This window comes from Sphaerisporangium perillae (assembly GCF_023276435.1).
GTDB classification, from domain to species: Bacteria; Actinomycetota; Actinomycetes; order Streptosporangiales; family Streptosporangiaceae; genus Sphaerisporangium; species Sphaerisporangium perillae.
This window is the reverse complement of sequence record NZ_JALLPO010000014.1, coordinates 176,626-189,795: the sequence shown is the minus strand read 5'-3', so window position 1 is coordinate 189,795 and position 13,170 is coordinate 176,626. Positions and strand designations below refer to the sequence as shown.

Annotated in this window: 11 protein-coding genes; 10 read left to right on the top strand and 1 reads right to left on the bottom strand. The window is 67.4% G+C overall.

Annotated elements, in window-relative coordinates; all coding sequences use genetic code 11:
• Positions 1–411: 411 nt before the first annotated feature.
• Positions 412–1,170 carry a tetratricopeptide repeat protein gene (locus MYF83_RS16135; protein WP_248961171.1) on the top strand — a complete coding sequence of 253 codons (759 nt, stop codon included), beginning with the start codon at positions 412–414 and terminating at the stop codon, positions 1,168–1,170.
• Between the two features lie 27 nt (positions 1,171–1,197).
• Here MYF83_RS16135 and MYF83_RS16130 read toward each other — a convergent pair whose 3' ends face one another.
• Positions 1,198–2,574, bottom strand: a complete 1,377-nt coding sequence (locus MYF83_RS16130) for a helix-turn-helix transcriptional regulator (RefSeq protein WP_248961170.1) — start codon at positions 2,572–2,574, stop codon at positions 1,198–1,200.
• A gap of 217 nt (positions 2,575–2,791) precedes the next feature.
• Here MYF83_RS16130 and MYF83_RS16125 point away from each other — a divergent pair, with 217 nt between their 5' ends.
• The 9 genes from MYF83_RS16125 (at position 2,792) to mgrA (ending at position 13,008) form a co-directional block, all read left to right on the top strand.
• Positions 2,792–3,388, top strand: a complete 597-nt coding sequence (locus MYF83_RS16125; protein ID WP_248961169.1) for an ATP-binding protein — start codon at positions 2,792–2,794, stop codon at positions 3,386–3,388.
• Between the two features lie 535 nt (positions 3,389–3,923).
• A complete protein-coding gene (locus tag MYF83_RS16120; RefSeq protein ID WP_248961167.1) occupies positions 3,924–4,763 on the top strand; it encodes a hypothetical protein in 840 nt (279 codons plus the stop codon).
• 172 nt (positions 4,764–4,935) lie between these two features.
• Positions 4,936–5,751 carry a hypothetical protein gene (locus MYF83_RS16115; RefSeq protein WP_248961166.1) on the top strand — a complete coding sequence of 272 codons (816 nt, stop codon included), beginning with the start codon at positions 4,936–4,938 and terminating at the stop codon, positions 5,749–5,751.
• A 602-nt stretch (positions 5,752–6,353) separates the two neighbouring features.
• On the top strand, positions 6,354–6,893 hold the full coding sequence (locus tag MYF83_RS43775) for an NYN domain-containing protein (protein WP_248961165.1): 540 nt from the start codon (positions 6,354–6,356) through the stop codon (positions 6,891–6,893).
• A 264-nt stretch (positions 6,894–7,157) separates the two neighbouring features.
• A complete protein-coding gene (locus MYF83_RS16105; RefSeq protein ID WP_248961163.1) occupies positions 7,158–10,277 on the top strand; it encodes a tetratricopeptide repeat protein in 3,120 nt (1,039 codons plus the stop codon).
• Positions 10,274–10,798 (top strand): hypothetical protein, encoded by a 525-nt coding sequence (locus tag MYF83_RS16100; RefSeq protein ID WP_248961162.1) that lies wholly within the window; start codon positions 10,274–10,276, stop codon positions 10,796–10,798. The genes MYF83_RS16105 and MYF83_RS16100 overlap by 4 nt, the downstream gene beginning before the upstream one ends.
• A 166-nt stretch (positions 10,799–10,964) precedes the next feature.
• Entirely contained in the window at positions 10,965–11,252 is a 288-nt protein-coding gene (locus MYF83_RS16095) for a type II toxin-antitoxin system Phd/YefM family antitoxin (protein WP_248961161.1), read from the top strand.
• Positions 11,249–11,521 carry a type II toxin-antitoxin system RelE family toxin gene (locus MYF83_RS16090; protein WP_248961160.1) on the top strand — a complete coding sequence of 91 codons (273 nt, stop codon included), beginning with the start codon at positions 11,249–11,251 and terminating at the stop codon, positions 11,519–11,521. The genes MYF83_RS16095 and MYF83_RS16090 overlap by 4 nt, the downstream gene beginning before the upstream one ends.
• 458 nt (positions 11,522–11,979) lie before the next feature.
• Entirely contained in the window at positions 11,980–13,008 is a 1,029-nt protein-coding gene (mgrA, locus tag MYF83_RS16085; protein ID WP_248961159.1) for an L-glyceraldehyde 3-phosphate reductase, read from the top strand.
• Positions 13,009–13,170 lie beyond the last annotated feature (162 nt).

The window sequence follows — 13,170 nt, the reverse complement described above, 5'->3', positions numbered from 1 at the left end:
GAGTCCTGGCTGCCGCGCAGGCAACTCACCCCGAACGCTTCGCCAGTGGCGGCACCCCTACCCCGCCCGACCTTCCCGGCCCGGCATGGATCAACAAGCCCAACCAAGACCACACGAACGAGCAGAAGAACACATCAGAGAACCAGACACAGAATTAGCCCAGCTCAACTGCCTTGATCAAATTGACAGGTTCCGCCAGCCCGTCCCAGTTTCACCACCGCCACAGCGGAAATCGGAGCGGCGCTTAACCTAGCGGGTCCGCCCAAAGGCGACGGTCAAACATGCACGGTCTTATAACCGGCCTTAACCGTTTCTAGGGCCGACCACACACCGCCGAGGCAGCTCGACCGGACGCTGGAGCTGAGCGAGGAGACCCCACTCTTGAACCCGAACACTGAAGAGGAGCGTAGCGTGGCAGAGCAGAATCACTGCGGAACGGCGCAAGCAGGCCTTCCATCCGAGATCGCTGAGCTGCTGACCGCTACCAGAAGTTGCCCAGAGGCCGATCGCGATCACGCCGCCCGTTGCCGGCGGGCATTCGATGACGGGCAAGGGCTCGCCTTCTACGTGCCGAGCTTCACCTACGACCCGCATTTCGCGAAGTGCACCAGGCATATTGAGGTCCATCCCTATGACCCCGGCGGCCTTCCCTCCGAGTACGTCCTGGGAGCGCCGGCCCAGACCTTGTCCCGGTTTATCATCGCGTTCCCGGCGGCAGACGCGCCGCCGATCGAGGCGTCGGATCTTCCCGAAGAGGAACCCTTCTCCATTGGTCTTGCGCATGATGACGAGGAGGAGCCCGACTTCAATCAGCCAATGGTCGAAATCCAGATGCTCCAGCAGGTGGGCCTGCGTCACTGTCGTAGGGGCGAGCTGGCCGAGGGGCTGCCGTACCTGCGCCAGGCGACGAAGCTGTTCGAACAAACAGACCCCAGGCCGTGCCCGCCTCTCGCGATGCTCTACACGAACCTCGGCCACTGCGAGAAGGGACTAGGGCTGATCGATGAGGCGGTCGACACTCTGGTCAAGGCGCAGGCGGCTTTCGCCGCTTCTCCTGGCGACCACCGGGAGTCCTTGGCCAGGCTCAACCATGTGCTCGCCAGCCTTCGTCCCGAATCGGATGAAAGCCCTAGGCCGTCGGACCGAAGCGAGAGTGACGACCGGAAGTGATTCGGGAGGCAGTGATCAGGTCCGGCGTCAGGCGGCGAGTTCGCTCCGTAGGTGGTCGCGGAACTCACGGACTGCCACGGACTTGCCGTACGGCTCGAGGCGGTCGGCGAAGGCCTGGATGAACTCGATCGAGCGAGCGGAGCTCAACGCCTTGGCCATCGGTATAGCGGCCCGGGCGGAGTCGAGGGCTTGCTCGAGTTCGCTCATTCGCAGGTAGGCGTCGGCGGCGTGAACTCGGTTGAACTGAGCCGAGCGAGGAAGCCGTTCCCGGAACTCGTTCACGGCAGCTTCGGCACAGGCCGCCGCGCGCTGGTGCTCGCCGAGCAGGGCCCAGCACTGTCCCGCCTCGGCATTCAGCTCCGCCACCTCATGCAAGGCGATCCACGCTGGATCGCGGTCAGTAGGGCCCTGCTCGTAGGCGCGCTCAGCCTCGGCCAGCAGGTGTTGGACCTGCTTGGCGTTGTGCCTGTCCCCGGTCTCAGCGGGTTTCGTCTGCAGGGCTGTGGCCCAAGCCTCCCTGACAGTCATCAGCGCCATCACTCGGGGCGACGCCTGCGCACGACGCGCCGTTTCGGCAGCGGCCCGCGCCAGCCGTAGGGCCCAGGCGGCCTGGTCAATGTGGATCGCCTGGCGGATCATCGCGGTCAGAACCCAGGCGGCCGTCAACCCGTCGTCGCCTGCCTTGGCGAACTTCAGAGCCTGACCGAAGTGCTGCTGTGCCTGGCCATGGAGGCTCATGTCGAAAGCGGTCCAGCCTGCCATCCTGCTCATGCCGGCTGCCGCGCTCAGCAGTTCGGCGCCGACCTGGTCGTCGTAACGGCCTCGCAGAAGCGGGGCGACGTTGCTGTTGAGGTACCGGAGGACCACCGGGCGGACCAGGCCCGCACCGAACTGGTGGTCCATCTGGCTGAACGCCTGGCGGGCCTCGTTGATGCGGGTGACGTCCGCCATGCCGACCGCCCGCCCCGGGCCGGTGTGGGCGGTGGAGGCGGCCGGGGTGTCGTAGGTCCACGACGTCAGCCACTCCCCCAGCGCAGCCGGAACGAACGGCAACGTGGCCAGCAGGTGTCGGCGGGACGGATCCATCTCGAACCTCCACAGAAGGTCGGCCGACTTCACCGTAGCCTCCAGTGAGCCACTCCCACAGTCCACGAGCGGCCAGCAAGGTGTCTCCACGAAGGCCCAGCCCTCCACCCACCGTTCCACCTCGATCGCCTCGACGCCGAACACCGCGGCCATCCGCGCCCGGTGCCGGGCGCGTACGCCCTGCTCACCGCGCTCCCAGCGCGCCCATGTCGTGGGTGACACCCCGACCGCCTCGGCCGCCGCCTCCTGGCTCATCCCCTTGCGCCGCCGTGCCCTGACCAGCTCCGGACGGCCGGCCTCGCGCCCAGGTCCCCCCACGTCTACCCCCTTAGTAATCACACGATCACTGCTTGTGACGACGATTACACCTCGGCCGGGTGCACGCCAAGCCCTTCCGGGCAAACGACCAGAGATCGACCACCTCCGGTGCCGGCCTCCCCTGCTCCCGGCCAACGAGCAGACAGCCACGTTCAGTTCGCTCGCCCGTTGACCTTTCCTGCTGTCCACCGTCACCGACAGCGAACGGAGCCTCTTCATGCTGCCCGCCGACAGCACCCCCCAGGCCCCCGAGGACCACACCGCCGATTCCCCAAACCGGGAACACCTGGAACGTGAGGACGCCACCGCCGCGACGGACACCCGCGACATCCACGTGCTGGTCCGGATACTTCCGTACGGCTCGGCCGCGCGCCGCGCCCGTACCGTCATCCGTGAAGTGCTTCAGCAGGCCGGCCTGGCCGGGGACGCCGTCACCGACGCCGAAATCATCGTCGGCGAGCTTGCCGCCAATGCCGAGCGGCACGCCCGGCAACCGTACGAGTTGCGCGTCTTCCACATCGACGGGATCCCCACGTGGTGCGAGGTGGTCGATGGCGACCCGGAGCCCGGAAAGATCCGCGACGCCTTCCAGCGGCTTTCGACACTCCCCGAGCCCGATCTCTCGCTGCTCGCCGAGAACGGACGCGGCCTGCTGCTGACCTACGAGCTGTCGCAGGGCCACTGTCAGGCGTACAGGACCACCACGATCACCACTGCGACCCCCGGCAAGGCCGTCGCCTTCGCACTCCCCACGCGGTCAGGCCACCGCCCGCCGCTCTCCTCGCTGCCAGATCTGCGCCCCGGACTCGCGTGACTTCGCCAGTGGGCTCAAAATCATCCCATGCTGGGCACAGGAACACAGGGGCCAGCGCCTGGCATGGATTGATGTCATGCTCTTGGCCGCCTCAGCCGCCGTTGATGCTACCCCTGCCGTTCAGCAGCGATATCACAGGTAGGACGACAAGGAGTCGCGATAGCCCTTTGTGTACCCGTTCTCATGATGCGATGACCGCAAAGTGCTGGATTACAGCGACGACTGGATTTAGCCTGCCACGCCCTCCCCCTTTCTCTGGTTCGGAACGTTTCCCACGCCACGTGAGCCGACATCGTCAGTCGACCGTCCCCCGGAGAAGGAGTCCGCCCAGCAGTCCGCCACTCCTTCCTGCTCGCGAGCTTTCGCCCGACAGGGTGTCCCGGTGTTTGGGTCAGCCGGTAATCCCGATAAAGCGATCGCCCCACAGGCAGGGCGCTTCCGGCGAATCCTTATTAGGAGGATTTCCGTCTCTCGATTGCGTATGCTCAATGCTCAGTTTGGCACGGTTGTTGTACACCTTTTCTTGGAGACCGGTATGGCGACCTCACGTACGCGCGCCATTGTCATGGCCGGTATCCTCGGACTCGTCGCGATCTTGGGGGTGGTGTGGCTGGTCGGCGTCGCCACGGGCGGCCCCGGTTCATCGACCGATGCGGCGGGTGCCGGTGACGGCTATGCCGGGGATTCCTCGTCATCGGACCCTTTGGCGACGGGCACAACGGACGGATCGTTCTCCGACGACGGGCCGTCCCCGTCCTCCGGGGTCGGCCCGTCTTCCGGCGCCGGCCCGTCCTCGTCGGCCGGCCCCAGGTCGCAACGGCGCAGCATCCGCGTCGACGGCGTGCGGTTGGACGGCAATCCCACCGGAGACGGGTGCGCCACCATCATCAACAAGACCTCCGCCCCCGCCGTCATGACGAATGTGACCTTCACCCTGAAGAAGAGCCCGGCCCCGGTGGGCCTGACACCCGCGAGCTCGGCCTGTGACAACGGCGGCGATCCTCCGTGCGAGGGCGCGCGGGTGCAGGAGGGCGACCAGTGCCTGGCCGGAGTGCGGCTGAAGGGACGGCCCGCGCCCGGTGAATACCTGATCGGCGTGAACGTCTCCTACCGCTACACCTGCACCTCGGTAGAGGACGATCCGTGCAACTATCCCAGTCTGCGTGGTGTGCCCATGTCGCCGGAGGACCCCGTAGACGTCTACGGGACGACCGCCAACAACGTGCCCGACATCGAGATCTTTGTGGAAGGGCCCCCATCGCCGGAGGCCAGCCCACCGGCCTCCGGCCCGGACGAGGTCTCCCCGCCCCCCGCCACCGACGAGATCCCCTCTCCAGCCGCCACCGAGGACGACCCGGCACCCGAGGAGACGTGAGACCGCGGCCGTGAGCGAGCCCACATCCCTAGAGCCCACACCCCCGAAGCCCACGCCCGCAGGGCCCACACCTCCATCCGCCTCTCGACCGGCACCGGGAGCCCCTCCGCCGCCCGAGCCCGCGACGGGGGAACCGGAGCCGCTCTCCACCAGGATCAGGCAGATCACCGAGGTGGTCGCACCGACGACCCTGGCCACGGCGCTGCTGCTCTACTTCGGCTATGTGGCGACGCGCTCCCGGTTCGAGTACTTCGGCGTGCCCCTAGACATGGCCGACCTGTCCAACCAGGAACTGGTCCTGTACGGGTTGGAGGTCATTTACGTGCCGGCGGCGCTGGCGTTCCTCAGCGTCCTCGCCGTCGTCGCCGTCCACGCCGCCGTCACTTGGCTGCTCAGCGCCGCCCCCGGCTCCCAGGTCAACGTCTTCCTGGAGGCGCTCATCGGGCTCGTCGGGCTCCTGCTGGTCTGCCGGGCCCTGGTTGGCATGCTCGTCGCCGGTACGGACGGGGAGTTCCCCGGCACCACGGGGATGGCCCTGGCGCTGGGGCCGGCCGCCCTCGCCTACGCGGCCTGGATCTTCGGCAAGGAGCGGGAACGGCCGCTGATCCCCCGAGGGCTGCACAGGATCGGCCTGGCCTGTGTAGCCGGCCTGGCCGTCGCCGGGCTGTTCTGGGCCTCGACGGAGTTCGCCTGGGCCTACGGCACCGGGCGTGGCGAGGAGGACGCCGAGGACATCTCCAAGCGCATAGAGATCGTCCTCGACATCAAGGAGCCGCTGGTGGGCGTGCCCTCCGGCGTCACCCAGACACCCCTGCCGACCGTCGGCAAGGACCCGGCCTTCTCCTACCGCTACCGCGGATTCCGAATCCTGCTCACCTCGGGCGACCGCCTCTTCCTGGTCTCGGGGACCTGGAAGCACGGCGCCGGCCAGACCATCGTCGTCCCTCACGACGACACCATCAGGATCCAGCTCATCCCTCCGCCGTGACCGGGGGCCGGACCGTGCCCTGCCCGGCGGCGGCCTGCGACCGGCCTCAGGGGGTGTTGGGCGGCCGCAGGGGGAGGAGGCCGCGCTAATGGGAACCCTCTACCGGGCTCAACAGCGCTTGGCGGTATGACCAGGTACTTCGGACGGGCTCGGCGTAGCCTTCTACCGGGCGATGATGGCCGATCCCGATGGCCGAACGTGGTACCGACGACCCCCGATCTGGCGGAGACGTACCTTAGTCCTGCCGACCCCTACGGCATCCTCGACGACGCTGAACGATCGCAGGCCATGGGGCGAGCAGCCGTGGAGCTCAACCGGTAGACCACCGCCCACCGTTCCCCCATCGGTACGCGGCTGGGCTGACGGCGGCGCTATGCCGTACCAGTGAGCTGACCGCCCGGCACAGGCAACGGGAGGAGGCGCATACCGCCGCCACCGCGCTTGAGCAGGCCGTAGCCCAAGACGGCCAGGTCCGGGGTTGGCGTCAACGTCTGCGGCGACAACGAAGCCAGCAGTTCTAAAATACTTCTTTGTGCATGGAGTTCACACATGCTCTAATGTGAGTGTAGGCACACGAGCGCACCGTCGAAAGGACCTGGATCGTGATCACCCCCGTCACGCACCTGGACGAGTACCGCGCCCGCACCTCGCGGACGAGCCGCCGTTCGCGTTCCTCCGAACACCAGGAGTCGCTGCGGCATGGCCGGGCCATGCACCTGATCGACATCGAGAATCTCGTGGGCGGATCTCACCCCACGACCTGTGAGGTCGAGGAGGTGATGACGGTGTACGAGGCGGTCGTGCCTGTAGGAGAGATGGACCACTACGTGGTGGCGGTGAACCCCGCCGCGCTCGTGGCGGTCGGGATCGCGTTCCCCGGAGCGCGGTTGCTGACGCGGCCCGGCCCTGACGGCGCCGACCAGGCGCTGGGAGAGACGGCGTACGACGACCGCATCGACCTGCGGTTCGAACGCGTCGTCATCGGCTCCGGAGACGGCTACTTCGTCGACCTCGCCCACTGGCTGAGGGAATCCGGCCTGCACGTGACCGTCGTCTCCCGCCCCGGCTCCCTCAGCCGTCGGCTGTCCGCCGCCGTCTCCGACGTGGTCTGTCTCGAACTGCACACGCAGCACGCCGCCTGATTCCGGCTGAGGCTGACAGCGGTCTCGCCGGCCGCCTGAACCTCTGACCGCCTGTCTTGTATGGCTGACCCGAGACGTCTGCCGTACAAGCCAGGCTTGAGCCCCTCATCCAGATCGCCACCCTGCCGCACGCCTGGCACGCCATCTGGTCATCACCGACCTGCGTATCTCGGTCGATCTGCATGGCACATATGTACTTTGTGCCCATTCATCCGGAATGATCTGTCCATTGTCGCGTTCCAAGCGAAGGGATAACGCACGTCCATGGAGCTCGCCGAGGTCTACTCCCACATCGGGGAGCTCTCCCCGGACCTGTTCGACGCCGAGGTCGCCCGCGCCATCGCGGAGTTGGTGTCTCGCGCCGCGGATATTCCGGTTCCACTGACCATCCCGGGGATCGGCATCACCGAAGACCTGTACGCCCTGACGGATGAGGTGATCCGTCTCGGCGAGGAGTTCGAGCGTCTCGGTCGCACGGACGACTTGATCCTGGCCAGGCGGATCGTCGTCGGACTGCTACGCCCGAGGCGCGAGTCGGATCTGCTGGACTTCGCCAACGCACTCGGCATGCTGGCCTGGCTCCTGACCGGTCAGGGACGCCACGCGGAAGCCCTGGAGGTCGCCGAGGAATGTGCCGATGTCCTGCGCCCCCACATCTCAATGGATACGCGTCACCTCGGCTTCTACGCGCGAGCCGTACGCGACTGCGGCACCAACCTCGCCGAGCTGGGACGGCTGGAGGAAGCCGTCGCCGCCAAGCGGGAAGCGCTCCGGTGCTACGAGCTCTGCGTCCCGGACAACCCACGAATCCAACTGGACCTCGCCCTGACCTGCTATGAGCAGTCAGACCTCCTCCTGCGATGCGGCGAGGCGAGTGAGGTCCTCACCGTCACCGACCTGGGCGTGTCACTCATCGCCATGGTGGAGGCCGACTGCCGGTTCCATCACGCGATGATGCTGCGCGACCGGGCGAGCGCCCTAGTCGGCCTCGGCCAGGCGAGCGAGGCGGTGGACGCCGGGTACGAGGCGGCCAGCATCCTTCGCGACATCGCCGACCAGCAACCTGCCTGTTCCCTCCAGCTCGCGCTGGTTCTCCAGCTCATCTCCGACCCCCTGTCGTCTCTCGACCGAGACGAAGAGGCGTTGAACGTAGCGGCGGAGGCCGTACAAATCGCGGACAGCCTTGGCTCCGACGCTCAGATGGTGCGGGCGCTCGTCACGTGGGTATACGGCAGGCGACTGCTCGAGCATGGCCGTCTGCTCGAGGCGAAGGATGCCTACCTCGCTGCCGTCCCCAACAGCGAAGAGATATGGCCGGGACTCGCCCCGGAACTGGCCCACCTGACCGGGGTCCTAGCCGACGAAGGACTTCTGAGCGACGCCGCGGCTGTGGCCGTCACGGCGGCTCGCGTCTACAAGGTGCTCACCCGGGCCGACCACAGCTGTGCCGTGCCGTACGCGGACCTTCTGGGCAGGCTGGCCGAGCTGGACTTCCAGTGCGGACGCCACGAGCTGGCCCTGCGCAGCGCCGAGCGCGCTGTCGAGGTCGCGAAGAAGTCCGAGGACCGCGAGACCCTCGCACGGGCCCTCGGACACCTTGGCAGCAGCCTGGCCGGCACCGGCCGAGACGAACAGGCCGAACATGCCGCCCGCGCCGCGCTGGAGATGTGGGAAGAGCTCTTCGATCAGGACCCCGACACGTTCCGGCCGCCACTGGCCGGGGCGTGGAACAACCTGGCCAACAAACTCGGCACCCTCGGACGCGCCGAGGAGGCCGCGGCGGCGAGCCAGGAATCCGTCACCCTCTACAAACACACCGATCAACCGCACGAGCTGGCCAACGCCCTCAACAGCCTGGCCGTCCGCCTGCACGTGTTCGGTCAAGAAGAGAGTGCCCGCGACAACGCTGAACGCGCGGTGGCCATCTACGATCGTCTGATCGCGGACGAGCCGAAGCATCTGCGCAATCTGGCCGTCGTACTGCACAACCTCTCCGGTTACCACGCCGCTCTCGGCCACCTCGACCTCGCCTGGACGACAGCCGACCGCGCCGCGGGCATCCGGTACGGGCTGCACGCCAAGGATCCTGACGCCATCGAGTCCGACCTGCTGCTCTCCCTGCGCGCGGCCGCCGAGTACGCGTCGGCCACCGGTAGGTTCGAGGACGCCGCGCGGGCGGCGGCCATCAGGGTCGAGGTCTTCGAGGCGCACGACGAGCCGGGCGTGGAACTGGCCGAGGCGCTCGTCGACCTGTGCGGCTCCCTGACCGGCACTAAGCGCATCGTGGAGGCGGCGGAGGCGGCCGAACGCGCCGAGTCTCTGGCAGCCACCTTCCCCGAGGTGCCGGGGTTGCACGCCTTCTGCCTGGACCGGCTCGCCTGGTGCCGCGCACAGCTCGGCCAGCCCGCGGAAGCCGTACGGCTGGCGCGGCGAGGCATCGCGCTGCTGGAGCCGATCGCCGACGACGACCTCGACCCTCACCTTCATGAGCTCGGCGTGCTGCTTCACGACTTGGCCGGCTACCTGCTCGCCTGCGGCCGCCCGATCGAAGCCCTCGGCGCGGCCGGACGGGCGGTGTCCATCCGTGAGCGGCTGACCGCCGTCAGCCCTCAGAGGTTCCGGTCACTCCTCAGCGAAGCCCTGCAGCAGCAGAGTCAGATCTTGCTCGCTCTCGGCCGAACGCGTCCTGCCGAGGAAGCCCGCCTACGAGCGCTCGAGCTTGCCACAGACGCCGCACCCGGCGCCGCTCCCGAGAGACGCTGTACGGCGGGTGACCTGGAACGCGAGTACAACCTGCTCGCCGACTCCGTCGAGTTCCGTCCCGAGATCGCGAAGGGCCTCCATGAGCTGGCCGAGGCCACCAGGGACGTCCGATTCGTGCACGCCGGTGACGTCCTGGACTGGCTCGCTCTCTCACTGAGCGCTCTGGCAGATGCGCTGTGCCGGCTCGGCCGCCCCGAAGAGGAGGTGGCGTCGCTGCGCCTCATCGTCGCCGTGCGGGAGGAGGAAGGGAACATCGGCGACGTGGCTCTTACCTTGCGCAGGCTGGGCCCGGCGCGCATGAGAGCCGGCCAGTTCGAATGGGCGTGGCTGGAGAGCATTGGCGCCGCCGCCATGCTGCGCGACCTCGTCGAATCCGGCCGCCCGGAGTTCCTGGTCTTCCAGGCCCAGGCCTGGGAGGACGCGGGGAACGCCATGAAGCGACTCGGCTATCTGGAAGAGGCAGTCGCCTACGTACGCAAGGCGCTGGGGCTGTACGAGCTGGCCGTGAAGGACGATCCCGACCTGCGACAGCACGAGGCGCGAGCCGTACAGTCACTCGCCGACCTCGTGACCCGTATCGGACGGACAGCCGACGCGATCGAACCTTACGAAGAAGCGTGAGAGTTGTGCCCGAACTGACCGGCGCACCGCGCCGTACGGCGGCGGAGATTTTGGCGATCTGGCCGTTCGCCACGATGGTCGTCGACAACAGCTTCGGCCCGCCGGGGCTGTTCGTCGTACTCAAGGAGTGGGAGAACAGCCTGCCCTACGAACCGCCGGCCCCTGCCGAGGAGGACGTGGACGAGCACTTCAACGAGCAGGAATGGTACGAGTATCAGTACAACGAACGCATCCCGTTGCACCTCGCCACCGATGAGTGGATGCCGACCGAGATCGCCGAGCGCTTCGGTGTCCGCGATGACGGATGGGGAGTGGACTACTTTCCCGCCGAGTACCTATATCCGATCGAGAAGCAGGATGAGATCGAGCAGGCGCTTCGCGACCTCGGATTCATCGTGATCCGAGATGCCATCGGGAGCGACGGCGCCTACCTTGACAGGTGGTCCTGGCACCCCGCGTCCTCGACGACTGGGTCTCGCGCTGATCGATGTGGAATGCCGCGACGTGGTGTGCGGGTGTGAGATCCACCGTCTCGTTGAGCAGATCGATCAGCGGGATGTCCGCAATCCGGCCCGGAGGGGGTTCGAACAGGCTGTCAGGGTTGTTGGACGCCAGGTCCACCATCATGACGGAGGATGCTGGCCGGACACTTGGCCGATATTCGAGCCAGAGAGTTATCATTACCTCATGGAACTCATCCCGATCAGCGAGGCGAAGGATCGGCTGACCGAGCTGGCCGACCGGGCCGCTCGCGAGCATGACCACTTCACCCTGACCCGTAACGGGCGGCCACATGCCGTAATCCTGTCCGTGGCCGAGTGGGACTCCTTGCAGGAAACCCTGGAGATCCTCGCCGATCCGGAGATGCGAGCCGACCTGGTCGAGGCCGCCGCTGCCGAAGCGCGAGGCGACGTGACCACCGAGGAGGAGATGGCCGCCGTCATGGCCGCTCGCCTCGGCAGGGCGAGCGCGTGAGCGACCGATACACCATTCTCCTCGACCCGCCCGCTCGCCGCGCCCTCGAATCCGGACTCCCCGTGACCGTGGCGGCAGCAGCCTGGGAATTGATCACCGGTGCGATCGCCCGGGAGCCATGGCGTGTCGGCAAGCCTCTCCAGGAGCCGTACGAAGGGCTCCACGTAGCCCGCCGCGGGACCTACCGCGTGGCCTACCGCATCGATGAAGACAAACACACCGTGACGATCCAGACCATTAAACACCGCCGCGACGCCTATCACCCATAGCGGCCGATGATCCGCATTTCCCATGCAGCGACCACCGTCCCGCCGACCGTGTCCAGGTACACGCGGACGGTGTGTTCGAATGCCTTGGGACTGGAGAACAGCCCGCTGTGGCCCAGAAACAGCGGGCGTTCCGCCTGACCAGACCGCAGTATCGAAATCGGGCCACATAACACCCCGGACGATTCCCGCCCCGCCTCACGCCCGCCGTGCGAGCCCGGCTCGGGCTGGGCCCGTCACCCTCCCGCGCTCCCTTCGGACCCGCATGAAACCCCCCTGGTCTCGCGTCATATTGTGTATTCGGGTCCACCGCCGACGTACGGACCGTGCTCGCCGATGGACGGCCGGTCATGGAGGGGCGGACGCCTCGTCCACGGATCCCTGGCGGAGGTCCGACGCGAGGCGACCCACCAAAGGCCCACGCTGCCGGCACCCCCTTTCGATCCAAACGTGAGGACCAGATGACTTACCACGCCACCGACGATCGTTATGACCGGCTTCCCTACCGCCGGTGTGGGCGAAGCGGTCTCAAGCTGCCCGCCATCTCGCTGGGGCTGTGGCACAACTTCGGGGACGACCGGCCGCTTTCGACCCAGCGTGCGATTCTGCGCCGTGCCTTCGACCTGGGCGTCACCCATTTCGACCTGGCCAACAACTACGGCCCGCCCTACGGCTCGGCCGAGACCAACTTCGGACGGCTGTTCCGCGAGGACTTCGCCCGATACCGTGACGAGATCGTCCTTTCCACGAAGGCCGGGTACGACATGTGGCCGGGGCCGTATGGCGACTGGGGGTCGCGCAAGTACCTCCTGGCCAGCCTCGACCAGTCACTGGCCCGCATGGGCGTGGACTACGTGGACATCTTCTACAGCCACCGGTTCGATCCGGGCACGCCGCTGGAGGAGACAATGGGCGCGCTGGACCACGCGGTGCGCTCCGGCAAGGCGTTGTACGCGGGCATCTCGTCCTACTCGCCCCAGCACACCGCCCAGGCCGCGGCGATCCTGCGGGAGATGGGCACGCCGCTGCTGATCCACCAGCCCTCGTACTCCATGCTCAACCGCTGGATCGAGAATGGTCTCCTGGACACCCTGGGTGAGGAGGGAGTGGGCTGCATCGCCTTCTCGCCCTTGGCGCAGGGGATGCTCACCGACAAGTATCTCGACGGCATTCCGCCCCGGTCGCGGGCGGCCCAGGGCAAGTCGCTGGCCCCCGACCTGCTGACCGAGGAAACGCTGGCGCACGTGCGGGCCCTCAACGACCTGGCGGCCAAGCGCGGCCAGACGCTGGCGCAGATGGCGCTGGTCTGGGCGCTGCGCGACCAGCGCGTCACGTCCGTCCTCATCGGCGCCAGCAGCGTCGCCCAACTCGAGGACAGCCTGGCCTGCCTGCGGCGGCCCGACTTCACCGAGGACGAGCTCGCCCTGATCGACCAGGACGCGGTGGAGTCCGGCATCAACCTGTGGGCCAGGTCCAGCGAATCCAGCTGACCGCGGCCGAACTCCGCGACCCGATCCCCGGCACCCAGGCGTAGTGCTACCGCTCCCGGGGGCCGGACGTCAAGCAGCGTTCTCGTTCCAGGTGGTCGCCCAGCGGGGTATGGCTTGTGCCGGGTCCGGGGCGGCTGGCGTACTAGGCTCGGTGGCAGATGA

Coding starts and splice junctions, on each gene's coding strand:
- MYF83_RS16125 (WP_248961169.1), top strand. CDS start 2,792: ATGCTGCCCGCCGACAGCACCCCCCAGGCCCCCGAGGACCACACCGCC.
- MYF83_RS16120 (WP_248961167.1), top strand. CDS start 3,924: ATGGCGACCTCACGTACGCGCGCCATTGTCATGGCCGGTATCCTCGGA.
- MYF83_RS16105 (WP_248961163.1), top strand. CDS start 7,158: ATGGAGCTCGCCGAGGTCTACTCCCACATCGGGGAGCTCTCCCCGGAC.
- MYF83_RS16095 (WP_248961161.1), top strand. CDS start 10,965: ATGGAACTCATCCCGATCAGCGAGGCGAAGGATCGGCTGACCGAGCTG.
- mgrA (WP_248961159.1), top strand. CDS start 11,980: ATGACTTACCACGCCACCGACGATCGTTATGACCGGCTTCCCTACCGC.